At 73.4% G+C, this 24,075-nt stretch carries 23 protein-coding genes; 3 read left to right on the top strand and 20 right to left on the bottom strand.

From position 1 onward, the window contains the following. Window positions 1–23: 23 nt before the first annotated feature. The 12 genes from AB0I41_RS01825 to AB0I41_RS01770 all read right to left on the bottom strand — a co-directional run bounded on the left by AB0I41_RS01825 (window position 24) and on the right by AB0I41_RS01770 (window position 11,646). Entirely contained in the window at window positions 24–767 is a 744-nt protein-coding gene (locus AB0I41_RS01825) for a DUF4129 domain-containing protein (RefSeq protein ID WP_357101199.1), read from the bottom strand. 20 nt (window positions 768–787) lie between these two features. Then, complete coding sequence (locus AB0I41_RS01820; RefSeq protein WP_357100713.1) at window positions 788–1,528, bottom strand: uracil-DNA glycosylase; 741 nt, start codon at window positions 1,526–1,528, stop codon at window positions 788–790. After that, window positions 1,521–2,207: a dienelactone hydrolase family protein gene (locus AB0I41_RS01815; protein WP_357100710.1), complete on the bottom strand. Its 687-nt coding sequence runs from the start codon at window positions 2,205–2,207 to the stop codon at window positions 1,521–1,523. The genes AB0I41_RS01820 and AB0I41_RS01815 overlap by 8 nt, the downstream gene beginning before the upstream one ends. 226 nt (window positions 2,208–2,433) lie before the next feature. Beyond that, window positions 2,434–2,943, bottom strand: a complete 510-nt coding sequence (locus tag AB0I41_RS01810) for a hypothetical protein (protein ID WP_357100707.1) — start codon at window positions 2,941–2,943, stop codon at window positions 2,434–2,436. A gap of 107 nt (window positions 2,944–3,050) precedes the next feature. Next, window positions 3,051–4,115: a hypothetical protein gene (locus AB0I41_RS01805; protein WP_357100704.1), complete on the bottom strand. Its 1,065-nt coding sequence runs from the start codon at window positions 4,113–4,115 to the stop codon at window positions 3,051–3,053. Beyond that, on the bottom strand, window positions 4,112–4,444 hold the full coding sequence (locus tag AB0I41_RS01800) for a PadR family transcriptional regulator (protein ID WP_280837751.1): 333 nt from the start codon (window positions 4,442–4,444) through the stop codon (window positions 4,112–4,114). Before AB0I41_RS01800 ends, AB0I41_RS01805 begins: the two co-directional genes overlap by 4 nt. A 248-nt stretch (window positions 4,445–4,692) precedes the next feature. Then, window positions 4,693–5,070 carry a Fic family protein gene (locus AB0I41_RS01795; protein ID WP_357100700.1) on the bottom strand — a complete coding sequence of 126 codons (378 nt, stop codon included), beginning with the start codon at window positions 5,068–5,070 and terminating at the stop codon, window positions 4,693–4,695. Further along, window positions 5,067–5,270 (bottom strand): Arc family DNA-binding protein, encoded by a 204-nt coding sequence (locus AB0I41_RS01790; RefSeq protein WP_357100697.1) that lies wholly within the window; start codon window positions 5,268–5,270, stop codon window positions 5,067–5,069. The genes AB0I41_RS01795 and AB0I41_RS01790 overlap by 4 nt, the downstream gene beginning before the upstream one ends. Before the next feature lie 35 nt (window positions 5,271–5,305). Continuing rightward, window positions 5,306–6,247 carry a Ppx/GppA phosphatase family protein gene (locus AB0I41_RS01785; RefSeq protein WP_357101197.1) on the bottom strand — a complete coding sequence of 314 codons (942 nt, stop codon included), beginning with the start codon at window positions 6,245–6,247 and terminating at the stop codon, window positions 5,306–5,308. Window positions 6,248–6,450: 203 nt separating this feature from the next. Then, window positions 6,451–9,840, bottom strand: a complete 3,390-nt coding sequence (locus tag AB0I41_RS01780) for a S8 family serine peptidase (protein ID WP_357100695.1) — start codon at window positions 9,838–9,840, stop codon at window positions 6,451–6,453. 71 nt (window positions 9,841–9,911) lie between these two features. Next, a complete protein-coding gene (locus AB0I41_RS01775; RefSeq protein ID WP_357100692.1) occupies window positions 9,912–11,090 on the bottom strand; it encodes a CU044_5270 family protein in 1,179 nt (392 codons plus the stop codon). Window positions 11,091–11,100: 10 nt separating this feature from the next. Further along, on the bottom strand, window positions 11,101–11,646 hold the full coding sequence (locus tag AB0I41_RS01770; protein ID WP_357100689.1) for a sigma-70 family RNA polymerase sigma factor: 546 nt from the start codon (window positions 11,644–11,646) through the stop codon (window positions 11,101–11,103). Here AB0I41_RS01770 and AB0I41_RS01765 point away from each other — a divergent pair. Then, window positions 11,645–11,890 carry a hypothetical protein gene (locus AB0I41_RS01765; protein ID WP_357100686.1) on the top strand — a complete coding sequence of 82 codons (246 nt, stop codon included), beginning with the start codon at window positions 11,645–11,647 and terminating at the stop codon, window positions 11,888–11,890. The two genes, AB0I41_RS01770 and AB0I41_RS01765, sit on opposite strands and share 2 nt — an antisense overlap. A 34-nt stretch (window positions 11,891–11,924) precedes the next feature. Here the strand turns inward: AB0I41_RS01765 and AB0I41_RS01760 are convergent, their stop codons facing one another. From AB0I41_RS01760 to eno, 4 genes are read right to left on the bottom strand one after another with little or no spacing between them, the layout of a single operon-like run. Then, on the bottom strand, window positions 11,925–12,437 hold the full coding sequence (locus AB0I41_RS01760; RefSeq protein ID WP_357100683.1) for an amino-acid N-acetyltransferase: 513 nt from the start codon (window positions 12,435–12,437) through the stop codon (window positions 11,925–11,927). Between the two features lies 1 nt (window position 12,438). Further along, window positions 12,439–12,993, bottom strand: a complete 555-nt coding sequence (locus AB0I41_RS01755) for a DUF501 domain-containing protein (protein ID WP_357100681.1) — start codon at window positions 12,991–12,993, stop codon at window positions 12,439–12,441. 34 nt (window positions 12,994–13,027) lie between these two features. Further along, window positions 13,028–13,651 carry a septum formation initiator family protein gene (locus tag AB0I41_RS01750; RefSeq protein ID WP_357100678.1) on the bottom strand — a complete coding sequence of 208 codons (624 nt, stop codon included), beginning with the start codon at window positions 13,649–13,651 and terminating at the stop codon, window positions 13,028–13,030. A 30-nt stretch (window positions 13,652–13,681) separates the two neighbouring features. Next, the gene (eno, locus tag AB0I41_RS01745; RefSeq protein WP_357100675.1) at window positions 13,682–14,965 is read right to left on the bottom strand and encodes a phosphopyruvate hydratase; all 1,284 of its coding nucleotides are present in this window, start codon (window positions 14,963–14,965) and stop codon (window positions 13,682–13,684) included. 233 nt (window positions 14,966–15,198) lie between these two features. Between eno and AB0I41_RS01740 the strand changes: the two genes are divergently transcribed. Both AB0I41_RS01740 and nudC read left to right on the top strand, forming a co-directional pair. After that, complete coding sequence (locus tag AB0I41_RS01740) at window positions 15,199–15,891, top strand: hypothetical protein (RefSeq protein WP_357100672.1); 693 nt, start codon at window positions 15,199–15,201, stop codon at window positions 15,889–15,891. Further along, window positions 15,888–16,823 (top strand): NAD(+) diphosphatase, encoded by a 936-nt coding sequence (gene nudC, locus AB0I41_RS01735; protein ID WP_357100669.1) that lies wholly within the window; start codon window positions 15,888–15,890, stop codon window positions 16,821–16,823. Before AB0I41_RS01740 ends, nudC begins: the two co-directional genes overlap by 4 nt. Window positions 16,824–16,842: 19 nt before the next feature. On the opposite strand, the gene AB0I41_RS01730 is transcribed toward nudC, so the two are convergent. The 4 genes from AB0I41_RS01730 to mfd all read right to left on the bottom strand — a co-directional run bounded on the left by AB0I41_RS01730 (window position 16,843) and on the right by mfd (window position 24,060). After that, on the bottom strand, window positions 16,843–18,462 hold the full coding sequence (locus AB0I41_RS01730; protein ID WP_357100666.1) for a DUF885 domain-containing protein: 1,620 nt from the start codon (window positions 18,460–18,462) through the stop codon (window positions 16,843–16,845). 94 nt (window positions 18,463–18,556) lie between these two features. Further along, window positions 18,557–19,555, bottom strand: a complete 999-nt coding sequence (locus AB0I41_RS01725) for a nucleoside triphosphate pyrophosphohydrolase (protein WP_357100663.1) — start codon at window positions 19,553–19,555, stop codon at window positions 18,557–18,559. Window positions 19,556–19,557: 2 nt separating this feature from the next. Further along, window positions 19,558–20,343, bottom strand: a complete 786-nt coding sequence (locus tag AB0I41_RS01720; RefSeq protein WP_357100660.1) for a hypothetical protein — start codon at window positions 20,341–20,343, stop codon at window positions 19,558–19,560. Between the two features lie 63 nt (window positions 20,344–20,406). Next, window positions 20,407–24,060 carry a transcription-repair coupling factor gene (gene mfd / locus AB0I41_RS01715; protein ID WP_357100657.1) on the bottom strand — a complete coding sequence of 1,218 codons (3,654 nt, stop codon included), beginning with the start codon at window positions 24,058–24,060 and terminating at the stop codon, window positions 20,407–20,409. Between the last annotated feature and the right edge of the window lie 15 nt (window positions 24,061–24,075).

Raw genomic sequence — 24,075 nt, 5'->3', positions numbered from 1 at the left:
CCACGGCCCGACGGTCCGCGCGCTCACGCCGGCACCTCCTCGGTGGCGGTGGTGAGGGCGGTCAGTTCGCCGCGCAGCCGGCGCAGCGCCGCCCGGGCCTGGTCACGCATCCGGGCGTCCACGGTGTGGGTGGCGTAGCGGGCCTCGCGGTAGACGTGGGCGAACCCGTCCAGCACGTCGGCGCTGGCGATGGCGGGCACCCCGGCGGCCGGATCGCCCCGCAGCAGGCGGGTGACCAGGTCGGTGGGGGTGTCCCCGGTACGTCGTGGCACGCCGGCCTCGGTGGCGGCCTCCTCCAGGCGTACCCAGCAGGCGATCACGGCGGTACGCGGGTCGGTGTCGGCGTCGTCCAGCTCGACCAGGCCGGCGTCGAGGGCGGCGACCACCTCCCGGGCGGTGCCCTCGGCGGTGCGCCGGGCCCGGGCGACGGGTACGGCCCGGGTGGTCCGGCGCAGGGCGCCCCGGATCAGCGTCCAGGCCAGGTACCCGAGGGCGAGCAGGATGGCCAGGCCCAGCAGGACGATCGCCGCCGTCGCGATCCACTGCGGGATGTCGGCCTGGGTCCGCTCGGCGCCGGTGCGCGGGTCGATCGGGATGGAGGGGGCCGGCTCGGCGATGGGGTAGTCCGGGACGTACGGGATGTTGTCGGCGGCGGGCGGAATGCGGCTCGCGCCGATCGAGGAGTGCCCGGCGGCGAGCGCCGCGGCAGCGAGCAGGAGGGTCACCGCGACGACGGGCCACCACCTGCGCAGCACGCCGAGGTCCATCGCCACCGTCCCACGCAGCCTCAGTCCACCCCGGCGAGCTGTTTCGCCCGGGCGAACACGTCGTCCAGCATTCCTGGTGTCAGCCGTCCCGTGAAGGTGTTCTGCTGGCTGACGTGGTAGCAGCCGAGCAGTTCGGGGGCAGCCGTTCCGGACCAGTGTGCCGCATGGCCGAAGACCGGTCGCGGGCTGGGCGGGCGGACGCCGTACACGTCGCGCAGCACCGGCCACCACGCGGCCCAGGCGAAGGCGCCCAGCGCGACCACGACGCGCAGGGTGGGCCGGATCAACGCGACCTCGCGGTGCAGCCACGGCGCGCAGGTGTCCCGCTCGACCGGGGTGGGCTTGTTGTCCGGCGGCGCGCAGCGCACCGCGGCGAAGATCCGGGTGTCGGTCAGGGTGAGCCCGTCGTCGGCGGCCACGCTGGTCGGCTGGTTGGCCAGGCCGGCGCGGTGCAGGGCGGCGAAGAGCACGTCGCCGGAGCGGTCGCCGGTGAAGATCCGGCCGGTGCGGTTGCCGCCGTGCGCGGCCGGGGCCAGCCCGAGGATGCCGATCCGGGCGTCCGGCGCGCCGAAGCCGGGCACCGGCCGGCCCCAGTAGTGCTGCTCGCGGAAGGCGGCCCGCTTCGTCCGGGCGACCTCCTCCCGCCAGGAGACCAGGCGCGGGCAGGCGAAGCAGTCGCTGACCGCGCCGTCGAGGTCGGCCAGGTCGGTCGCCCGTGCGGCGCGGGCGACCACCTCAGCGGGGGTACGGGGCTCAGCCAAGCTTGACCCGGAAGAGTTCCAGGGTGCGGGCCCAGGCGGTGGCGGCGGCCCGCTGGTCGAAGTTCTCCGGCCGGTCCTCGTTGAAGAACGCGTGCGCGGTGCCCGGGTAGTCATGGGTCTGGCAGGTCCCGCCGGCGGCCTCGATGGCCCGCCGAACGGTCTGCACGCCGTCCGCGGCGGAGGTGCCGTCCGCTTCGGAGCAGTGGATGAGCGACGACTTGCCCGCGTAGTCGGTCCACTCGGGGCGCATCGCCTCCCACGGCAGCCTGGGATAGAAGGCGGTGGTGGCGACGATCCGCTCGGAGCGGGTGGCCGCCCAGAGGGCCAGGCTGGCGCCGGCGCAGAAACCCGCACAGCCGACCTTGCCGGTGACCTCGGGACGCCCGGCGAGGTAGTCCGCCGCCACGGCGATGTCCGCCGCCGCCTCGTCCATCTGCGCGCTGTTCAACATCTGCCGGGGCTCACTCGGCTTGCTGGCCGGCTGACCGTGCCGGAAGTCCGGGGCGAGGGCGACGAAGCCCGCCTCGGCGAAACGGTCCGCGACCGACCGGATGTGGGGCACCAGACCCCACCAGTCCTGGATGACGATGACCGCGGGGCTGGCCGCACCGCTGGAGGGTATCGCGAGATACCCCTCGCTCGTCCCACCATTGGTGGCGTAGCTCACCATCTCGCCCATCGGCCGTCCTCCTAGCGGTCAGTCATCGTTGGCTGGTCGCCCAGTGGTCCTACGTGCCGGTAGCCTGCCACGCCGTGCGCGCGCCGGGAAGACGCAGGAACAGTGGCATATACCTCCCGTTCACCGCGTGGCGAACCCGCGTACGACGACGGCGGCGCGGGTGACATCCCGCGCCGCCGTCCGACGGATCTGCCGAGGCCGGCCAGGCCGACGTGGTCGCGACCGGTCAGGCCTTCTTGGTGAGGCAGAGCAGGTAGCCCTTGCCACCGGGGGCGATGTTGTAGAAGACGTAGCCGTCCTCGCCCGGCTTGATGTACTGCTCGCACCCCTGGCCGGTCTTGGCCTGCGCCTCGGTCTGGTCCTCCACCCGGCCGACCACCGTGTAGACGGCCTCGGTCGAGGTGCACTTCACCACCTCGGCGCTGCTGACCGAGCGCTCCTCGGTGCCGGTGACCTCCGGCAGCTCGGCGATGCAGTCCCCGGCCCTGGCCTCCGCGGTCTCGTCGGAGTTCAGGAATTTCCCGATGGCCGTGCCGAGGCCGAACTTGAGGCCGGCGACGACCAGGAACACGCCCACCGCGGCGATGATGCCCAGCGCCTTCCGGCCGCCGGACCCCTTCGCCGCCGGCTCGACCGGGGGCGCTGCCGGGGCGGCCGGCTCAGCCGCCTCGGGCTGCGCGAGCTGCTCGGGCTGCGCGGCCTGCGGCGCGGGGGGCGGTGCTACCTGCTCTGACACTGAGGATCCTTCCGAGGGGTGGACGAGCAGACGACACCGTAGCCACCAAGATCGAGATGCGCTGTCCCGTTCACCTCATCCGTTCAGCCATTTCCCAGAGTCGATCCTCACCGGGTCGGGACGGGCGCCGGCGCGGCCGGACCGGTCGGGGCCGGCGTGGTCGGACCCGAGGCGCTTCCGGTCGGCGCCGGGGCGCTCGCGGTCGGGCCTGACGCGCTCGCGGTCGGCGCCGGTGCGGCGCCGGTCGGTGTCGCGGTGGCCGGGGGAGCGGCGGTGGTCGGCGCCGTACCCGGCGGAACCGGGACCGCGGCCGGCGGGCGGGGCCGGAAGGGTGCCTGCTCGGGGCAGTACGGGTAGCCCCGCTGCACCGGGTTGACGTCGGGCAGGGCCGGGTCGGCGCAGGCGGGCCAGCCGAGCCGGATCGGGGTGCCGTTCTGGTCGAAGAGGCGGGCGTTCTCCACCAGCCGCCCCTCGCTGTCGTAGACGTAGACGTCCTGCACCTCGTCGTACGGGTTGCGCACAGAGATCGGCTGGTAGCCGTAGTCGCCGCCCCAGCGGGCCCGCTCGTCCACCTGCACCAGGGCGGCCAGGGCGAAGACGACCAGCACCAGGGTGCCCGCGCGCAGCAGGTGGCGAGGCCAGCGGCCCAGCCCGTCGGCGCGCCGACCCAGCCAGATGGAGGCCAGCACGCTCCCGACCAGCAGCACGAGGCCGACGAGCGCGTTGCCGCCCAACTGCGGGATCAGGGCGAGCGGCTCACCGGTCAGCACCGTGAGCAGCAGTGCGGCGAGATAGCCGCGCAGCACCCACCAGGCCGGGCGGAGCAGGCGGAGGAACTCGCTCGCCGAGGCGTACCCGAGCGGAGGGCCCAGCCGGGCGTCCAAGCCGGAGAGCCGGACGCGGACCCGGCCCGCGACGGCGCCGATCCGCTGATCCAGGCCGCGCCGGCCGTCGGACGGCGCCGCCGCGCCGGCCGCGGCCCGCAACTCGGCCGCGTACGCCTCCGGCTCGCCCAGCCGCTCCACCAGCGAGCCGCCGTCCTCGGCGGCGACCTCGGCGAGGTGCTCCGGCAGGTCCTCGGTCAACTCCTCGCGGGCCTCCGGCGGCAGGTCGGCCAGCGCGGCCCGCACCCGCTCCACATAGTCCGTGATCTCCTGCCCAGTGACGGTCATGCCGCCATCCCCCGATCGTCGAGCAGTGTGTCCATCGTGGTGGCGAACGAGCGCCAGGTCTTGCCGGAGCGGGTGAGCTGGTCACGGCCGGCGGCGTTGAGCGCGTAGTACTTGCGGTGCGGCCCGGACTCGCTCGGCACCACGTACGTGGTGAGCAGCCCGGCGCCGAAGAGCCGGCGCAGCGTGCCGTAGACCGAGGCGTCGCCGACCTCGTCGAGACCGGCCTCGCGGAGCCGGCGCAGGATGTCGTAACCGTAACCGTCCTCGTCGCGGAGCACCGCGAGGACGGCCAGGTCGAGCACACCCTTGAGCAGTTGTGTGGTGTCCACGCTTCACACACTACTGCGCAGTGCGAAGTACCGTCAAGAACGCAGTAGCGGCTCGTGGCTGGGGACGAGTGGGACATCTACCTCGTCAACGAGGTGCGCGAGTGGCTGGACGGGTTGGACGTCTCCATCAGGCCATTTACTTCGAGGATGGCGACATCGCCGCCATCGCCTGACTCCCCACCGACCCCTCCGCTGCACCGAGGATCGCTTCGATCTCGAAGTGGTCCGACGCCCAGACCGGGGCCGGATCAGACATAGAGTTTCCGAAGCTCGCGGGCAATGTCCGCCACCTCGGTCATCACACCGCTCGCCACCGACATCACGAGAGCTTCGGCCTGGTCGACGTCAACGTCCTTGATCGCCACATCGTTGAGCGCGAGGAAGACGCGGGCGGCAGCCCAGGCGAGGCGCTTGTTTCCGTCGACCAGCGCGTGGTTCATGCAGATCGAGTGCAGCAACGCGGCGGCCTTGCCCCACAACTCCGGGTACGCCTCCTGGCCGAACGCCACGGTGGCCGGGCGGACGGCCGCCGACGAAAGCAGTCCGAAGTCGCGAACCTGAGGCGCCTCGCTCAGCACTACCGAGGCGATCTCCATGAGGTCGTCGATGTCGAGATAGTTGATCATTGGGCCAGTCGGCGAAGCAGCTCGGCATCGCGCTCCGCGACGTCCCGGGCGAAGTCCCGCACCTTCGCACGCTGGCTCCGAGCCGCGACGTACTCCTCGACCGCCACAACGATGGTGGCGTTCATTGACCTGCGTTCCTCCTCGGCCAGCTCCTTGAGCCGCTCGTGGAGGGTGTCCGGAAGATTGACCGTGGTGACCATATGGAAATCATACCGCCCCTGGCCAGGACCACCAGCTAATTCGTCGCCGGCAAGAGGCTCCAGGCGATGCCGTCGAGGATGTCGTGTTCGGAGGCGACCACGGAGGGCATGCCGGCCCGTTCCATGATCACGCGGAGCACCAACGCACCCGCGCCGATCACGTCGGCCCGGCCCGGGTGCATGACCGGGATGGCCAGCCGCTGCTCGCGGGTCTTGGCCAGCAGGTCGGCGGTCACCTCGGCCACCCCCTCGTACGGCACCCGGGCGTGGTGGATGCGCGCGGGGTCGTACTCGGTCAGGCCCTGGGCGATCGCGACGACGGTGGTGACCGACCCGGCGAGGCCGACCAACGTGGCGGCCTGGCGGCCGGGTACGGCCTCCAGCGCGCGGTCCACGGCGCCCGCGATGTCGGCCTGCGCGGCGGCGATCTCGTCCCGGGTGGGCGGGTCGCCGTGCAGGTGCCGCTCGGTCATCCGGACGCAGCCGATGTCCATCGAGATCGCCGCCTGCACCCCGCCCTCGCGGGTGCCGACGACGAACTCCGTCGAGCCGCCCCCGATGTCGACCACCAGGTACGGCGGCTCCGCGTCGGCGGGCAGCCCGCGGACCGCGCCGGTGAAGGAGAGCCGGGCCTCCTCGTCGCCGGTGACCACCTCGGGCGGGACGCCGAGGGTCTGCTCGACCATGGCCCGGAAGTCGCCGGCGTTGGAGGCGTCCCGGGAGGCGGAGGTGGCGCACATCCGCACCCGCTCGGCGCCCAGCTTCTCGATCTCGGCGGCGTAGTCGGCCAGCGCCACCCGGGTCCGCTCGATCGCCTCCGGGGCGAGCCGGCCCGTCTTGTCGACGCCCTGGCCGAGCCGGACGATCTCCATCCGGCGGGCCAGGTCGACCAGCGGCGCCTGCGGGCCGGCGGACGGGTCGGGCAGGTCGGCGACCAGCAGGCGGATGGAGTTGGTCCCGCAGTCGATGGCGGCCACACGCGTCGTCACGGCAGCAACCCTACGTCAGCGCCCCGGTGGCCGGCCGGTTGTCGTCGTCGCGGCCCGGCGGTTCGGCGCCGAGCGGCGTCACCCGCCGGGGCCGGTGCCGCGAGCCGGAGCTCGACGATGCCCTGCGCGCGCTGCATGCTCCGGTGCGGACCGGCCGACGGGGCCGACCGGTCCGCACGCCAGTCGGGGAGCTAACGGAGCAGATAGGCCCGGATGACGGTCTGCTCCAGCTGGCCGCCCCAGCTGTCCGTGGCGGTGGTCCGCAGCGACACGTGGCCGGCGTCGGCCGGATGCGTCACCGCCGCGATCCAGTTGCCGCCGGAGCCGATGACCGGCGCGGCCCGCCAGGTCGCCCCGTCGTCGTACGACACCTGCACGGTGAGTCCGGTGACCGTGCCGGCGGTCGAGCCGGGTTGGTGCTCGACCCGGATCGGAATCGAGTAGGGCTTCCCGGCCGGGGCCGTGCGCCCCCCGTACAGGGCGGGGGCGAACCGGACCGCCAGCAGCGGCAGGGCCACCGGCAGGCTGGCCGGCTCGTGCCGAGAGCGGAACGTCCATGCCGCCGAGACCTTCGTCGAGACGTCCGCGTAGCTGGCCCGGTCCACCGCGGCCTCCAGCCGGTACGTCGCCTCCTCCGGCGGCACGTCGGCACGCAGCCAGCCGTACCTCGTGCTCTCAGCGACCAGTTCGCCGTCGCGGTAGAGCGCGGTACGCCCGCTGTCCTGCCGCATTTTCGACAGGCTGGCGCGCCCGGGCGTCGGATCGACGAGCAGGCCGTCGTCGACGACGACCTGCCCCTCGGGGGTCCGCCGTACTCCCTGCTCCGAGTCGGCCGGCCGGTCACCGAAGGCCGGGGCGAGGACGGCGCTGTTCCAGGTCTCCCGGTAGGTCCCAGCCGGCTGGTAATCGACAGCACGCTGCCCGAGGGCGATCTCGGTAACGTTCGACGTGTCGATCTGGACGAAAGTGCGGTACCAGCGCACGTTGTCGCTGCCGTGGTGGTAATCGACGCGCTGCCCCGGCAGCCGCAGCTCCGGGTCGACGACGAAACCGGTGCCGCCCATCGCGATCGAACCGGCGGCGCCGTGGCGGCCGGCGGGCCCGTGGTAGGTGCTCCTGACCGTCGCCAGGTCCGCTGGGCGGATGTGCCGGATGAGGCCGGTCGGCAACGCGCCCGGGGTGATCCAGCCCAGGTGGTACGCGTACGGGGTGTCCATGAAGTTGCCGTCGGCACCGGCCCGGGCCCAGCCGGCGGAGATGTCGGACTGGAAGGTGTCGCCGGTCGCCGGCGGCCCGATCTGCGCGGTGAACAGGTTGTCGAAGCCCCGGCGGATGTTCGTCCAGCCGAGCGTGGTGTCCCAGATGGGGTAGGGCGCGTTGACCCGGTAGCCGATGTCCGCGTGGGTGAAGCTGGCGGTCGGTTCCGGGACGGTGGCCATGATCGGTCGGCCCGCGCGGGCGTCGAGCACAAGGCGGGTGTCCTTGGTGAGGCGCAGCTTCGGCTGGGCGAGCAGGGTGATCGTCTCCGCGTCCTGGTACGGGTCGGTGAAGACCAACGCGCCGACGGTGTAGTCACCGGCCGGCAGCCGGGTGGTGCGCTCGCCCGGGCTCCACTCGACGACGTTGGAGTGGTCGGCCCAGGAGGTGACGAGGCTGACGTAGTCGATGGCCTCCGCGCCGTGGCGGTCCAGCACCCGCGTCGTCAGCGCGTACCGTTCGACGTCACGCAGCACCGACAGCAGCGTGGCGACGGCTGCCCCGTTGCCCGCCGTGGCGGTGACGCGCCCGACGTACCGGCCGTCCGGCGCGCTGACCGAGGTGTCCACCGTGACGGTCGCCGCCGCGGTCCCGCCCGCCGGTACGGTGATCCGCTGCGGGCTGACGGTGATCATCTTCTCCGGCGCGGGCGCCCCGTCCGGCCCCGCCAGCGTGGCCGCCACGTCCAGCGTCACCGACGCCGACCCGTCGTTGCGGTAGGTCACCGTCCGGGTCACCGGTGCGTCGTCCTCGTGCGGCCACTCCTGCACCCCGAGGTTGAGGCTGCCGGTGTCCGGTACGACGCTCGCCGCGAGCGCCGTGCGGAGGTCGACCCGGCCCGCTCCCTGCGCGGAGGTGTCCGCGCCGGGCAGCCCCATCGCGGTGGCGATGAGCGCCGCCTTGAGTTGCGCGCCGGTCCAGCCGGGGTGCTGCTGGGCCAGCAGCGCCGCCGCCCCGGCGACGTGGGGTGCCGCCATCGACGTGCCACTCGACCGGGCGTACCGGTCACCGACCGGGTCGGACGCCTCTGGCGGCGCCTGGCCGGAGCGGGCGGCCACGATGTCGACACCGGGGGCGGCGATCTCCGGCTTGGTCCCGCCGTCGCCGAGCCGGGGACCGCGGCTGGAGAAGTCGGCCACCCCGTCGTCCCGGGTGCTCGCGGCCACCGACAGTGCCGCCTCTGCGGTGGAGGGCGTGCCGACCGAACTCGCGCCGCCGCCTCCGTTGCCGGCCGCCGCCACGAAGAGGGTGCCGTACTGCTCGGTGAGCCGGTTGACCGCCTCTTCGAGCAGGTCCACGCCAGCGGTGTCCGGGCCGCTGATGCTCATGTTGACCACGTCGGCGCCCTGCTCGGCCGCCCACTGCATGCCGGCCAGCATGGCCGACTCGGTGCACGACCGGTCGCCGCAGACCTTTCCGATGAGCAGTTCGGCGTCCGGAGCGACGCCCCGGTACTGGCCGTTCGAGGCCACACCGCTGCCGGCGACAGTGGACGCGACGTGGGTGCCGTGCCCGATCACATCGCCGTCCTCGGCGGAATCGGTGAAGTTGCGGCTCTCCCGGATCTTGTCGGCGAGGTCGGGATGGCCGGCGTCGGCGCCGGTGTCCAGCACCGCGACGGTCACCCCGCGCCCGGTGAGCCCGGCCTGCCAGGCCTCCGGCGCGCCGATCTGCGCGGCGCTCCGGTCCAGGCTGAGGGTGAGCTTGCCGTCCAGCCAGATCGATTCGACACCGCCGGCCAGGGTCACCGGCTTGCCGCCGGCGGACTTCCGGGCGGCGCCGATCAGGTTGGACCACCAGGCGCCGGCGTCTCGTTTGGCGGCGCGGGCGCTCAGCGCGTCGACCGCCGCCGCCTCGCCCGTCAACTGCGTGTGGTGCCGCCGCATCCAGTCGCGGGCGCCGGCTCGGGCCGCGGAGTCGCGGTAGCGCACGAGCAGCGGAATGTTGTCGCGCCGCGCATCGTCGTAGCCGGCGGCGAGTAGTGCGGTCACGTCGAACAGCCGCCGGTCCAGCCGGCCGGCGGCGAGCAGGCCGATGGCGTCGCCGGGAATGACCAGGTCGTGCCCGTCATGGCGCTGGCGGAGGAAGCCGACCCGTTCCCGCCCTGCGCCGGGCCGTACCGAGATGATCCCGTCGCCGCGGATCTCGACGAGGTCTCCGGTGATGAGCGTGACGGAGCGTGGTGTGGCCTCCGCCGCCGCAACCGGTGGGGTGGTCCGCGCCGCGACGGTCACACCGCCCGTCGCGACGGCCGGTGTGGGTGGGCTGACGGTTGACACGACGGCGAGGCAGGCGGGGATCGCCAGCCACCGTAGACGTTTCACAGAACCTCCTTGGGGGACGGCGACGGCCGGCCGCCTGAGCGCGGCCGGCCGTCGATGTGCGACAGAAACCGCTACTCCTGCGGCAGCGTCGGCGCCTTCGGCAGGGCGTCGGACCACTCCGCGGTCAGCACCAGGGTGCTGTGCTCCTTGCCGCCGGACACCGACGCGTCCTTCGGGATCGAGATGATCTTGCTGGCGAGCAGCCGATGGGTCGACGTGTCGACGATCAGCTGCCACTCGGTGCCGGAGCCGCTGCGGAACTCCACGCCCTGCCCGGAACGTCCTCGCTCGTCCTGGACGGTGCCGAGGCTGCGCACACCGGGGATGTCGGCGAGGATCCGGAACGCCGCGGCGCGTACCTTCGGCGGGGCCGGCGTGTCGAGCAGCAGCCGGCTCAGGAATCCGAAGAGCAGGCGGTTGCTCTCGGCGCTGCCGGCGGCGAACCCCATGTCCCTGCCCGTCCGGATCTGGTCGGTCACCCACGTACGCAGCGCGCCCGGCTCGTCCGGCAGTTGCCGGACCTGCTCCAGGGTGAGTTCCCCGATGTCCTCCAGGTAGCGGGGCGACTCGGGATCCCGGTCGAGGCTGCCCTTGCCCGGCCGGGTCGACAGGACCAGCTTCGTCGGGCCGTCGACGTCGATGTTCCACTTGGTCGGGGAACCGGCCGCGCGCCAGGCCCGCTCGTCGTCGGCGCTGCGCGGCCGTGACCCGAGATCCCGGTAGCCGCTCCAGCTGGCCTCCCGTGGGTCACCGGCGTCCCAGCTCTCGTTGATGCTGCTCCGGAGCAGCGAGTACGCGCCGGCGCCGGTGCCCACCGGCACCGGCCCGTACACGTCGATCGTCTTGACGTGCCAGTACCTGCCGGTCTCGGCGGGTGCCTGCTCCGCCCGGTTGGCTGCGGCGAGCAGGATGTCGCGCGCCGTCAGCGGCGTCGCGCCTCCGCCGGCGCTGTCCACCGCTCCCGGCTGCCCGCCGGCCAACGGCGGGACGTCCGTCGGCGCGTCCTGCGGCGCCGAGACAACCGACACCGCCAGCACCCCGGCCGCGGCGACCCCGGCAATCCCGGTACCGAGGAACGACCAGCGCAGCGCCGGTCGCGACGCCCTGGCCCGGCCGGCCACGGCACGGTCGGCCGGGTCTTCGGCCGAGGCGGCCGCGACAGCCCCGTCCAGTGCCCGCCGTCCCGCGTCGCTGCGCGCCCACCCGGTCGAATCCGGTCGCCCCCGACGCACCAAGTCATCGATGTTCATCGTGCCCCCTTCACACTGTCACTGGATTGCCGATGGCCGACGAGGCCTCGTACTCGCTCTTGACGACCTGCTCGTACGCGGTGCGGAACCGGCTGCGTGCCCGGTGCAGCCGGACCGCGTAGGTGGGACGCGAGACACCGAGCACCCGCGCCGCCTCCGCCGGCGTCAGGTCGAACCAGGCGGCCGTGACCAGCACCTCGCGGTCCCGCATGCCGAGCGCGTCCAGTGCCCGCCGTACCTGGTCACGGAGCGCGACGTCGTCGGCGAGCCGATCCGGCCCGGCCTCCGGGACGCTCGAGGCGGCCATCCGCTCGTCCAGCGCGGTGGCGGCGGCATCCTGCCGGCGGCGGGCCAGCACCAACGTGCGCGCCACCCCGAACAGCCAGGCCCGCTCCTCGCCCGCTCGGACCTTGTCCAGTGACCGCCAGGCCACCAGGAACACCTCACCCACCACGTCCCCGGCATCCTGCCTGCCGACCCGCCAGGTCACGTACGCATGGATGTCGTCGGCATGTCGGCGGAACAGCTCGGTCACCCGCTCTTTACGTCCTTGCATGGCACCTCCGCAGATCGCCCTGTCGCGGGTACTTGTCGGCGTCGGCGCCACGGATTACAGGGGCGGTGGGGAAATTTCGAAGACCACCCGCGACACGGGCTTCCGGGCCACCGTCGAGCTCGACGGGGCCTCCGCGACCTGGCAGCGGCGGATCGGCCGCACACTGAAGTCCGGCGCCCGAGCGGGTCTCGTGGCGACCGAGCTGATCTGGGACTTCTTCACCGTCCACCCGCGCCGGACCTGACCGACGGGCCCCGGGCCGAGAGGCGTAGCGCCGGTCAGAGGCGCAGCAGCATCCGGGTGTTGCCGAGCGTGTTCGGCTTGACCCGTTCCAGGTCCAGGAACTCCGCGACACCCTCGTCGTACGAGCGCAGCAGCTGCTCATAGACCGGCTGCGGCACCGGCGCCCCGTCGATCTCGGTGAAGCCGAACGAGCCGAAGAACCGGGTCTCGAAGGTGAGCACGAAGATCCGCGCGACACCCAGTTCCCGGGCGGCGTCGATCAGCTCGCCCACGATCCGGTGACCGAGCTTCCGGCCCCGGCACACCGGGTCCACCGCGACCGTGCGGATCTCGGCCAGGTCCTCCCACATCACGTGCAGCGCCCCGCAGCCGACCACGGTGCCGTCGCCGGTCACCGCGACCCGGAACTCCTGCACGTCCTCGTAGAGCGTGACGGTCGCCTTGCTCAGCAGCCGCCGGTCGTCGGTGTAGGTGTCGACCAGCCGCCGAATGCCGCGCACGTCCGCGGTGCGCGCCCGGCGTACGACGATCTCGTCGGCACTGCTCATGTCACTCCGCCGGCACGTCCACGCAGGGCCCGGCCGCCCACCACTTCTCCACCAACGCCAGCGTCTCGTCGCCGAACGGGTTGACCCCCGGCCCGGCGCCGAGCGCGTGCCCCAGGTGCACGTGCAGGCACTTCACCCGGCCGGGCATCCCACCGGCGGAGATGCCGTCGATCTCCGGCACGCGGCCGATCGCCCCCCGCCGGGTGAGGTAGTCCTCGTGTGCCGCCCGGTAGCGGGCGGCCAGCTCCGGGTCCTCGGCGAGCCGGTCGGCCATCTCCTTCATCAGCCCCGCCGACTCCAGCCGGCTGCACGCCGCCGTCGCCCGCGGGCAGGTCAGGTAGAACAGCGTCGGGAAGGGCGTGCCGTCGGCCAGCCGCGGCGTCGTCTCCACCACGTCGGGCAGCCCGCAGGGGCACCGGTGGGCCACCGCCCGGGTGCCGCGCGGCGAGCGTCCGAGCTGCGCGGCCACCGCGGCCAGGTCGGCCTCGGTGGCCAGTTCCCGCTGCGGCAGGGGTACGGATTCCGCCGCCGGCTCCTGCGGTGGTACGACAGTCACGGTGCCCATCTCTCGTCCGGTGCTCGGGTGGTGCTCACTTGTCGGGGCGGTCGCCGTTCGCCGCCCGCACGCTCGACCAGAGCGTGTCGTACCAGGTATCGGGGGTCTTCGGCGGGACCGCCGGCCTGCCCGCGTTCGCATCCCGGGCGGCGCCCTCCGGGTCGTTCAACACGATCACCGGCGTCTCGCCCGGCCGGACCATGTAGAACCGCTCCCTGGCCTTGATCTCGATGTACGCCTTGTCCTGCCACTTCGCCGCCTCGACCGACAGCCTGGCGATCTCCTGCCGCTGGGCGGCCTGCGAGGCTTCCATCCGCTCGATGTCGACCTGCTGGTCGAGGTAGACCCGGACCGGATAGGTGTACGCCAGGGCGAGCGCGATCAGCACCGCGAACAGCACGGTGGCCCGCCCGGTGAAGCGTCGGGGGTGGGGTGCGGTGAGCCGTTTGATGGTGCCGCCGGCCGCCGTACGACGGGCGGCGGCGGGACGGCTCGCGGAGCGTACGCCCTCGGCGCCCCGCGCCCGGCCGGCGGCGGCCCGCGGCTCGGCACGGACCCCGCCGTCGCGCACGGACGGCCGGGCGGCCCGGGCCCCGCCCGGCCGACCGGTCGGTCGACGGGTAGGGCGTTGACCGCCCGGTGTGCGGCGCTGCTGCATCGTCACACCCCTCCCCCGAGGCTTCGCGGGTCAGGCCGAACGGTAACGCGGGAACGCGCCCACGCCGGCGTACCGCGCCGCGTCGGCCAGCTCCTCCTCGATCCGCAGGAGCTGGTTGTACTTGGCCACCCGGTCCGAGCGGGCCGGGGCGCCGGTCTTGATCTGACCGCAGCCGGTGGCCACCGCCAGATCGGCGATGGTGGTGTCCTCGGTCTCGCCGGAGCGGTGGCTCATCATGCACCGGAAGCCGGCCCGGTGAGCCAGGTCCACCGCGTCCAGGGTCTCGGTCAGCGAACCGATCTGGTTGACCTTGACCAGCACCGCGTTGGCGGCCCTCTCGGTGATGCCCCGGGCGATGCGCTGCGGGTTGGTCACGAAGAGGTCGTCGCCGACGATCTGGATCCGGTCGCCGACCGCCGCGGTCAGGGTGGCCCAGCCGCTCCAGTCGTCCTCCGACAGCGGGTCCTCGATGGAGACGATCGGGTAGTCGCCGATGAGCTTGGTGTAGTAGTTGCTCATCTCCTCGGCGGACTTGGCGCTGCCCTCGAAGGTGTAGGTGCCGTTGTCGTAGAACTCGGTGGCGGCGACGTCGAGGGCGAAGACGATGTCGGTGCCGAGCCGGTAGCCGGCCTTCTCCACGGCCTCGGCGATCAGGTCCAGCGCGGCGGCGTTGGTGGGCAGGTTCGGGGCGAAGCCGCCCTCGTCGCCGAGGCCGGTCGACAGGTCCTTCTTCTTCAGCACCGACTTCAGCGCGTGGTAGACCTCCGCGCCGGAACGCAGCGCCTCGCGGAAGCTCGGCGCGCCGACCGGCGCGATCATGAACTCCTGGATGTCGACGTTGGAGTCGGCGTGCGCGCCACCATTGAGGATGTTCATCATCGGCACCGGCAGCAGATGCGCGTTCGGGCCGCCCAGGTAGCGGAAGAGGCTCAGCTCGGCGCTGCCCGCGGCGGCCTTCGCCACCGCCAGGGAGACGCCCAGGATGGCGTTCGCGCCCAGCTCGGCCTTGTTGTCCGTGCCGTCGAGGTCGAGCATCTTCTGGTCGATCAGCCGCTGCTCGCTGGCCTCGTACCCGATGAGCTGGTCGACGATCTTGTCCTCGATGTTGGCGACCGCGTTCTCGACGCCCTTGCCCTGGTAGCGGTCGGCGTCACCGTCGCGCAGCTCGATCGCCTCGAAGGCGCCGGTGGAGGCGCCGGAGGGCACCGCGGCGCGGGCGATCGTGCCGTCGTCCAGCCCTACCTCGACCTCGACCGTCGGGTTGCCCCGCGAGTCGAGAATCTCCCGGGCGACGATTCCCTCGATGGTTGCCACTGAGTCGCTCCTCGTTCGTGTGTGCGAATCCGGTATAGGCCGCGACGGTGCGGCTGGGGCAGGTGTTGAACGCAGCGTATCGGGCGACGGTCGACCGCACGCTCTCGGCCGTCGCACGGACCGCCCCGTGGACCCCGTTCCCCGCGGCGGGTGACGCGGACATTCCCGGATTCTCGGGCGTCAACCGGCAACGGGTTTGCGTCGGGTGGACCCGATCGACCACGCTGGTCGCCATGCCCGCCGTATCGACCACTCTCCGCGTGCTGGCCGTTTCGGTCGCCGCGTCGCTCACGGTAACCGGATGCCAGGCCCTGGACGACGCCGGACGGGCGCTGGGCCGGGCCGACCTGGTCAACGACCTGGCCGCCCGGATGGACGGCGCACTGACCGGCACCTGGGCCACGGACTACCAGTTCTCCGGCGGCCGGACGGCCTCGATCGCGCAGACGCAGGAGCCGCTGCGCTCCTCCTACACCTGGCCGGACGGCAAGATCATCGTGACCCAGGAGGCGGTCACCCGGTGCGAGAACACCGACGGGCGTACCGCCTGCACCGTGCTGCCCCCGGAGCTGACCGCCGGCAAGCCCTCGGTGGTCGCCTACACCGAGGCGGACAAGCGGGGGCTGGTCACCCCGCCGGCCGTGATGGGGCTGCTCACCGAGGCCGCTCTCGACCCCGAGGCGGAGATCACGCAGAGCGACACCACCGTCGCCGGCCACCACGCCACCTGCGTCGAGGTGCGGCGCTCGGCCGGCGACTTCACCACCTGCGTCACCACCGAGGGCCTGCTGGGCAGCTTCACCGGCACCCTCGGCGGCACCCCGACCGAGCTGGCGCTGACCCGCTACACCGAGACGGTCGACCCGGCCGCCTTCGACGTGCCGGCGGGCGCGGGCGTGGTGGACCGGCGGCCGACCGCCTCGTGAGCGCGCCCTCCCCCGGCCTCCCCACCGACCCGGCCGTCCACCGGCCGTCCCCCGCCAGCGAGCCGGTGCCACCCGTCGGCGACGGGTTCCTTCCCGGGGCGGACCGCACCACTCTGCCAGCTCCGGGCGACCTGGCTCTGCCGGTGTCCGGGCGCCGGGTGCTCACCCGCGCCGACGGGCGGTTCGCCCGCGTCGGCGAGCTGCCCGCCGACACCGGCTGGGTGCCGGTCGGCACGCTGGACGGCGTACCGGTCTGGGCGGCCGAGGTCGCCGACCCGGCCGAGCCGGCCGAGCCGGCCGCGACCGACGAGCCGGCCGGCCGCTGGTGCAGCTGGCGGTCGCTCGCCGCCGAGCTGCCCGAACGGTTCGCCACTGCGGCCGGGCGGGCGCTGGCGGTGGTCACCTGGCGGCGTACCCACCGGTGGTGCGGGGCGTGCCGGGCCGAACTGGCCGACGTGCCGGGCGAGACGGCCCGCCGCTGCCCCGACTGCGACCTGTACGTCCCGATGCGGCTCTCCGCCGCCGTGCTGGTGGCGATCACCCGCCGCGGCCCGGCCGGCGGCCCCGACGAGCTGCTGCTGGTCCGCCACGCGTACGGGCCGACGGAGCTGTGGGCGCTGGTCGCCGGCTTCGTGGAGACCGGCGAGACGCTGGAGGCGGCGGTGCACCGGGAGGTCGGCGAGGAGGTCGGGCTGGCCGTCGACCGGGTGGCCTACTTCGGCAGCCAGCCGTGGGCGATGTCCGGGCCGGGGACGCTGCTGACCGGGTTCACCGCCACGGCCGCCGACCCGTCCGCCGAACCGGTGGTGGACGGGCGGGAGCTGGTCGAGGCGCGCTGGTTTCCGCTGGACGCGCTGCCGGCGGAGCTGCCGCCGGCGTACTCCATCTCGCGCTGGCTGGTCGACGCGGCGGTGAGCGCCGGGCGGCGCTGAGGCCCGCGCGGCGGCGGCGTCAGATGCCCAGCAGGGTACGCAGGTGGCGCGGCGGCGGGCAGTCGTGCGCGAGCATCGCGTCGTGCCACTGGCGCACCGGCACCCCGGCGGGGCGCGCCGCGGCGATGTCGGCCATCTCGCTGTAGCCCACGAAGTACGTGGAGAGCTGGGTGGAGGTCAGCAGCGCCCGCCGCCACTTGCCGGCCGCCTCGCCCTCCTCCTGGAAGCCGCGCCCGGTCATCAGCGCCATCGCGTCCGCCTCGGGCATCTCCTCGCAGTGCACCAGCTGGTCGAGCAGCGCGTTGATGGTCATCCGCAGCTGCATCTTGAGCTGCTGCAACCGCACCGGCAGGCCGCCGAAGCCGAGACCGGCCATCAACTCCTCGGTGTGGACCGCCCAGCCCTCGACGAACACCCCGGACTCGGTCAGCGGGCGGACCCGGGTGGGGCCGGCGTACCGGCGGGCGTGGGCGAGCTGGAGGAAATGCCCGGGCATCGCCTCGTGCACGGTCAGGTTTCGGATCATGTGGTCGTTGTACTCGCGGTAGAACGACTCGACCCGGTGCGCGGGCCAGTCCGCCGGGGTGGGCGAGATGCAGTAGAAGGTCGGCAGCGCCGCCGTCTCCAGCGGGCCCGGCGAGTCGCAGTAGGCGACCGCCACGCCACGGGCGAACTCGGGCATCTCCTGGATCACGCACGGGTCGTCGACCAGGGTCACCAGGTCGCGGTCCCGGACGAAGTCGACCGCCTCGTCCAGGGTGGTCGAGGCGAGGTCCACGATGGTGCGATCGTCCGGGTGCTCGGCGGCGAGCAGGTCCAGCGCCCGGCGTACCGTCTCGTCGTCGGCCGGGCCGCCGACCAGTTCGACGGCGGCGGCGCGGATCTCCTCGGTGACCCGCTCCAGGTTGGCCCAGGCGCGGCGCTGCACCTCCGCGGCGCCCAGCTCGGTGTCGAGGGTGTGCCACAGCCGCGCCTCCCAGCGCCGCCGGCCCAGCCGGGGGTCACGCCCCGGCCCGGCGTCGGCCGCGAGACCGATGCGCAGCCAGGCCACGAACTCCTCCAGCGCCGCGATCGCCGCGGTGGCGGCCGGTTCCACCCGGTCGTACAGCGCGGGCGCCTGGGCCAGCAGCGCCGGCACCTCGTCGCGGATCAGCGCCGCCGTGCCGGTGAACTGCCCCACCGCCGTCTCGGCGTGGATCCGCGGCATGTCGCGCAGCGTCGCGCGCGCGGTGGCCAGGGCGTCGGGTACGGCCGACAGCCGGCCGGCCAGGTGGGTGAGGCGCTCCTCGGCCGGGGCGTACGGGCGGGCGAGCAGCGCGTGCAGCAGCGGCCCGGGGTTGTGCCGCAGCGGGTCCCACTCGTGGCCGCGGATCTCGGTGGATTCGAACAGTGCCCGGTCCACGAACGAGGTGAGCAGCGCGTGGTCGACCTGTTCCTCGACGTCGAGCGCGTCGGGGTCGAGCTCGGAGAGCGCGTCGGCGGCCTCCCGGAGCATCCCCTGGTCGGCCTTGACGGCCTCCGGGGAGAGATCGGGCAGCCGGTCGTCGTACCGGTGGTCCCCGGCGGAGGTGGCGAGCCCGGGGCGGCTCTCCAGCAACGCCTCGACGATCCGCTCAGCCAGCGGCACGAACGCTTCCATCCCCCGACCCTACCGACCCCCACGCCCACCCACATGCCGGTGATCAAGAAGTTTGCGTCCTGCCGAGCGGGTTCTCCGGACGCAAACCTCTTGATCAACTCCCGTTGGCGGGTGGGGTGGACGCGGCGCGTTCGGCGGTGCGGACGGCCTCCGCGTACGCCAGGGTGGTGCGGCGGAGGGCGGCCTCGGGGTCGATCCCGGCCTGCCTCGCGGCGGCGACGGTGGCCAGGAGGCTAGCGCCGAGTCGCGCCTCGGGATCGACCTGGGACTCCGCCAGCGGAGGCGGGACGGCCAGGCCGACACGGGCGGCGCGGTCCAGGATCTTGGCGGCCAGGGCGAGCGCGGGCTGGCTCAGCGCGATGCCGTCCAGCACCGAGGCGCGGGCCTTCTCGGCCCGCTTGATCCGCTCCCAGCTCGCCTCGATCTCCTCCAGCGTGCCCGCCTCCAGCCCGGCGAAGACGTGCGGGTTGCGGCGGACCATCTTGTCCACCAGGCCGCCGGCCACGTCGTCGACGGTCCACCGCTCGCCCTCGGGCAGCTCCTCGGCGAGCCGGGCGTGCAGCAGCACCTGGAGGAGCACGTCACCCAGCTCCTCGCGGAGCGCGTCGGTGTCGTCGGCGCTGATCGCGTCGTACGCCTCGTAGCACTCCTCCAGCAGGAAACCGGCGAGGCTGCGGTGGGTCTGCGACCGCTTCCACGGGTCGCCGCCGGGCGAGGCGAGGCGGTCCATCACCTCGACCGCGTCGAGCAGCCGCGCGCCGGGCGGATCCCAGGAGCCGTACATCAGCTCCAGCTCGGCCAGCCCCGGCTCGCGGGCCAACCGCAGGCCCAGCTCCCGGGCGAGCGCCTCGTCGCCGGCGGGGCCGGCCAGCCAGACCGCCGTGCCGTGCGCCGCCACCGCGTCGAGCAGTGCCTGCGTCGCTCCGGTCTCGACCACGGTGACCTGGGCGCCCGCCGCTCGCACCGCCGTGGTCAGCGCGCTCTCCCCGCCGACCAGCACCGGCGCGGAGCGTACGACGTCCCAGGCGGCGGCGGTCAGCAGGCCGGCCGGCAGCCGGGGCGAGGTGACCAGCAGGACGATCCGTGCGGGCATGCTCAGGGCGCCACCGGCCGGGTCGACTCGGCCGGGGTGTCGACCGGCTCCGGGGTCGAGATGTCGGTCACCGGGCCGCTGGCGTCGACGTACGGCAGGGCGTAGAAGACCAGCTCCTGACCCTTGTTGACCCAGGACGGGACGCCGAGCGGGCGGAAGCGCGGGTTGATCGACAGGTCCACCTTGTCGGCCTGCTCCTCCAGGGCGGTGCTGAGCGCCGACGCGGTACGGACGAAGCCGCCCTCGCCGAAGAGCTGCCGCACCTCGGCCACCGAGAGCCCGGACTGGATCCCGCCGGTCTTCTCGATGGCGTGGTAGACGGCCATCACCGAATCATCGCTGAGGTCGGCCGGCGGCAGCTGCTGGCTGAGCACCATGGAGATGTCGGCCCACTCACCCCACAGCTTGGCGAACTCGGCCTGCGGCGGCATCTGGAGCTGCTGGGCGAGCTGCTCCGGGGTGATCTGGTCCGACACCTGGAGGCCCTGCTCGGCCACGACACGCTTGCCGAGGTCGATGCTGACCAGCAGGTTCACCACGTCCTGCCGGGTCACCCCGGAGCGGAGCTGGTCCGCGGTGGGGGTGATGCCGGCCTGGGTCGCGCTCTGGCGCACCGCCTCCGCGAACGTCGCCTGGGCGTCGTCGTAGATCGCGTCCACCCGGTCGACCGAATAGGTCCGGTCACCGACGTACGCGGCCACGTCGGGCGAGGACTTCCCGCAGGCGGCGAGGGAGAGGACACCGAGAGCCGCGACGCTGGCGGCGGCGATGAGACGGCGTGCACGCATGCCGGTCACTCTCTCATGCCCGGTACGGCGCTGTGACGCCGCCCACCAGGGGTGCGGCGGGCCTCACGCCGACGCCCCGGCCAGCGCGGCCGGCTCGCCCAGCACGTCGGAGAGCAGTTGCCCGCACCACTCCAGCAGTGCCTGGTCGCGCAGCGGCTCGCCGCCGACCCGACGGGTGCTCGGCCGCGGCACGCTGACCTGGTCGAGCGCGGACTTGTAGACCGAGTCCGGGTGGTAGCGCTTGAGCCGCAGCTGCTTGGAGTCGGGCAGCGGCAGCGGGCCGAACCGGATGTGCTTGCCCTGCATCGACACGTCGGTCAGGCCGTAGCGGCGGGCCAGCAGGCGGAACCGGGCCACCGCGACCAGGTTCTGCACCGGGGCGGGCGGCTCGCCGTACCGGTCGGTCAGCTCGGCGACGACCTCGCGCAGTCGCTCCTCGTCGCGGGCCTCGGCGAGCTTGCGGTACATCTCCAGGCGCAACCGCTCCACCCCGACGTAGTCGTGCGGCAGGTGCGCGTCGATCGGGAGGTCGATCTTGACGTCGGCCTCCTCCTCGGGGCGCTCACCCTTGAACGCCGACACCGCCTCGCCGACCATCCGGACGTACAGGTCGAAGCCGACGCCCTCGATGTGGCCGGACTGCTCGCCGCCGAGCAGGTTGCCGGCACCCCGGATCTCCAGGTCCTTCATCGCCACGTACATGCCGGCGCCCAGCTCGGTGTGCTGGGCGATGGTGGCCAGCCGCTCGTGGGCGTGCTCGGTCAGCGGCTTCTCCGGCGGGTAGAGGAAGTACGCGTACGCCCGCTCCCGGCCCCGGCCGACCCGGCCCCGGATCTGGTGCAGCTGGGCCAGGCCGAGCAGGTCGGCCCGCTCCACGATCAGCGTGTTGGCGTTCGGGATGTCGATGCCGGACTCCACGATGGTGGTGCAGACCAGGACGTCGAACTCCTTCTCCCAGAAGCCGACCATCACCTTCTCCAGCGCGTCCTCGCCCAGCTGGCCGTGCGCCACCGCCACCCGCGCCTCGGGCACCAGCTCGCGGATGCGCCGGGCCGCCTTGTCGATCGACTCGACCCGGTTGTGCAGGTAGAAGACCTGCCCGTCGCGGAGCAGCTCGCGGTGGATGGAGGCGGCCACCTGCCGGTCGTCGTACGCCCCGACGAAGGTGAGCACCGGATGCCGCTCCTCCGGCGGGGTGGCGATGGTGGACATCTCCCGGATGCCGGTGATCGCCATCTCCAGGGTCCGCGGGATCGGGGTGGCCGACATGCTCAGCACGTCGACCGAGGCGCGCAGGGTCTTCAGGTGCTCCTTGTGCTCGACGCCGAAGCGCTGCTCCTCGTCGACGACGACCAGGCCGAGCTGCTTGAACCGGGTGGCCGTCTGGAGCAGCCGGTGGGTGCCGATGACGATGTCGACGGTCCCGTCGGCCACCATCTCCAGGGTCCGCTCGGACTCCTTCGGGGTCTGGAAGCGGGACAGCTGCCGGATCTGCACCGGGAACTGGCTCATCCGCTCGGCGAAGGTGTTGTAGTGCTGCTGCACCAGCAGCGTGGTCGGCACCAGCACCGCCACCTGCTTGCCGTCCTGCACCGCCTTGAACGCCGCGCGCACCGCGATCTCGGTCTTGCCGTACCCGACGTCGCCGCAGATCAGCCGGTCCATCGGGACGGTCTGCTCCATGTCCCGCTTGACCTCATCGATCGCGGCGAGCTGGTCGGGCGTCTCCTGCCAGGGGAAGGCGTCCTCCAGCTCCCGCTGCCACGGGGTGTCCGGGCCGAACGAGTGGCCCTTGGACGCCTTGCGGGCGGCGTACAGCTGGATCAGCTGGGCGGCGATCTCCTTGACCGCCTTGCGGGCCCGGGCCTTGGACTTCTGCCAGTCCGAGCCGCCCATCTTGTGCAGGGTGGGCTGCTCGCCGCCGACGTAGCGGCTGAGCTGGTCGAGCTGGTCGGTGGGGACGAAGAGCCGGTCGCCGGGCTGGCCGCGCTTGCTCGGGGCGTACTCGATGACCAGGTATTCCCGGGAGGCGCCGTTGACGGTGCGCTGCACCAGCTCGACGTACCGGCCGATGCCGTGCTGCTCGTGCACCACGTGGTCGCCGGCCTTGAGCTCCAGCGGGTCGATGGTGTTGCGCCGCCGGCTCGGCATCCTGCGCATGTCGCGGGTGGAGGTGCCCCGGCCGCCGGTGACGTCGTTGCCGGTGAGCAGCACGAACCGGGACGCCTCGTCGACGAAGCCCGCGGTCAGGCAGCCGCAGCCGACCAGCAGCTCACCGGGGGCGGGCGCGGTGGGCAGCTCCTCGACCAGCCGGGCGCCGAGCCCGGCGTCGCGGAGCACCTCGACGGCCCGCTGGGCGGGGCCGTGCCCCTCGAAGACCAGCACGGACGACCAGCCCTCGCCGGCCCAGCGCTTCAGGTCGTCGACCAGCCGGGGGGTCTCGCCGTGGTAGAGCGGGGCGGGCTGGGCGGCCAGACTCACCGCGATCGCGTCGTCTCCGGTGACGTCGACCTCGGTGGGCTCGTCCTCCCAGGGCTGCCGGGCCGGGACGGTGGCGTCCGCCTCTACCAGGCCGAACGGGGCGAGGGTCCACCAGGGCTGGCGCAGCGTACGGGCCGCCGCGCGTACCTCGGCCAGGGTCTTGAAGGCGGCGGCGCCGAGGTCGACCGGGGCCTGGCCGCCGACGGCGGCCGCGGCCCAGCTGGCCTGCAGGAACTCATCCGAGGTACGGACCAGGTCGTGCGCCCGGGTGCGGATCCGCTCCGGGTCGCACAGGAGTACGTGGGTGCCGGCCGGCATGCAGTCCAGCAGCAGCTCGAGGCTTTCGTTGCCGAGCAGCGCGGGCGCGAGCGACTCCATCCCCTCGACCGGGATGCCCTCGGCCAGCTTGTCGAGGATCTCGGCCAGCTCCGGGTGCTCCCCGGCCAGGGCGGCGGCGCGCTCGCGCACCGACGGGGTGAGCAGCAGCTCCCGGCAGGGTGGCGCCCAGAGCAGCGGGACCTGCTCGATGGTGCGCTGGTCGGCGACGGCGAAGGTGCGGATCTCCTCCACCTCGTCGCCCCAGAACTCGACCCGGGACGGGTGTTCGTCGGTGGGCGGGAAGACGTCCAGGATGCCGCCGCGCACGGCGAACTCGCCGCGCTTGGTGACCAGGTCGACCCGCGCGTACGCCATGTCGGTGAGCCGCCGGGCGACCTCCTCCAGGTCGGCCTCGTCGCCGGCGGTGAGCTGCACCGGTTCGAGATCACCGAGCCCCTTGAGCTGCGGTTGCAGCAGCGACCGCACGGGCGCGACGACCACCCGCAGCGGCCCGGTACGCCCGCGCGCGTCGGCCGATTGCGGGTGCGCCAGCCGGCGCAGCACGGCCAGCCGGCGACCGACGGTGTCGGAGCGGGGCGAGAGCCGCTCGTGCGGCAGCGTCTCCCAGGACGGGAAGACCGCCACCTGCTCGGGCGGGAGCAGGCTGCCCAGCGCCGAGGCCAGGTCGTCGGCCTCGCGGGTGGTGGCGGTCACCGCGAGCACGGGGCGCCCGGCGCCGCCACCGCGCCCGTCGGCCCCGCCCGGATCGGCCGCGACGGCGGCGACGGCGAACGGGCGCAGCGCCGCCGGGGCGGTGAGGTCGAGGCCGTCGACCTGGGCGGCACCGGAGCGCGCCAGGTCACGCGCCCGGGCCAGCCCGGGGTCGGCCAGGGCGGCGGAGAAGAGTCCGGTGAGCATCTGTGATCACTTCCA

Origin of the sequence: Micromonospora sp. NPDC050200 (assembly GCF_040656135.1) — a bacterium.
Classification (GTDB): domain Bacteria; phylum Actinomycetota; class Actinomycetes; order Mycobacteriales; family Micromonosporaceae; genus Micromonospora.
The sequence above is the reverse complement of the archived record's forward strand: the minus strand, read 5'-3'. Positions and strand labels throughout refer to the sequence as shown.

Excerpts from the sequence above, each read along its gene's own strand:
- AB0I41_RS01825 (WP_357101199.1), bottom strand. The coding sequence starts at position 767 with ATGGACCTCGGCGTGCTGCGCAGGTGGTGGCCCGTCGTCGCGGTGACC.
- AB0I41_RS01815 (WP_357100710.1), bottom strand. The coding sequence starts at position 2,207 with ATGGGCGAGATGGTGAGCTACGCCACCAATGGTGGGACGAGCGAGGGG.
- AB0I41_RS01805 (WP_357100704.1), bottom strand. The coding sequence starts at position 4,115 with ATGACCGTCACTGGGCAGGAGATCACGGACTATGTGGAGCGGGTGCGG.
- AB0I41_RS01730 (WP_357100666.1), bottom strand. The coding sequence starts at position 18,462 with ATGGAAGCGTTCGTGCCGCTGGCTGAGCGGATCGTCGAGGCGTTGCTG.
- AB0I41_RS01775 (WP_357100692.1), bottom strand. The coding sequence starts at position 11,090 with ATGAACATCGATGACTTGGTGCGTCGGGGGCGACCGGATTCGACCGGG.
- mfd (WP_357100657.1), bottom strand. The coding sequence starts at position 24,060 with ATGCTCACCGGACTCTTCTCCGCCGCCCTGGCCGACCCCGGGCTGGCC.
- AB0I41_RS01790 (WP_357100697.1), bottom strand. The coding sequence starts at position 5,270 with ATGGTCACCACGGTCAATCTTCCGGACACCCTCCACGAGCGGCTCAAG.
- AB0I41_RS01725 (WP_357100663.1), bottom strand. The coding sequence starts at position 19,555 with ATGCCCGCACGGATCGTCCTGCTGGTCACCTCGCCCCGGCTGCCGGCC.
- AB0I41_RS01740 (WP_357100672.1), top strand. The coding sequence starts at position 15,199 with ATGCCCGCCGTATCGACCACTCTCCGCGTGCTGGCCGTTTCGGTCGCC.
- AB0I41_RS01795 (WP_357100700.1), bottom strand. The coding sequence starts at position 5,070 with ATGATCAACTATCTCGACATCGACGACCTCATGGAGATCGCCTCGGTA.
- AB0I41_RS01770 (WP_357100689.1), bottom strand. The coding sequence starts at position 11,646 with ATGCAAGGACGTAAAGAGCGGGTGACCGAGCTGTTCCGCCGACATGCC.
- AB0I41_RS01720 (WP_357100660.1), bottom strand. The coding sequence starts at position 20,343 with ATGCGTGCACGCCGTCTCATCGCCGCCGCCAGCGTCGCGGCTCTCGGT.
- AB0I41_RS01765 (WP_357100686.1), top strand. The coding sequence starts at position 11,645 with ATGGCACCTCCGCAGATCGCCCTGTCGCGGGTACTTGTCGGCGTCGGC.
- AB0I41_RS01750 (WP_357100678.1), bottom strand. The coding sequence starts at position 13,651 with ATGCAGCAGCGCCGCACACCGGGCGGTCAACGCCCTACCCGTCGACCG.
- AB0I41_RS01760 (WP_357100683.1), bottom strand. The coding sequence starts at position 12,437 with ATGAGCAGTGCCGACGAGATCGTCGTACGCCGGGCGCGCACCGCGGAC.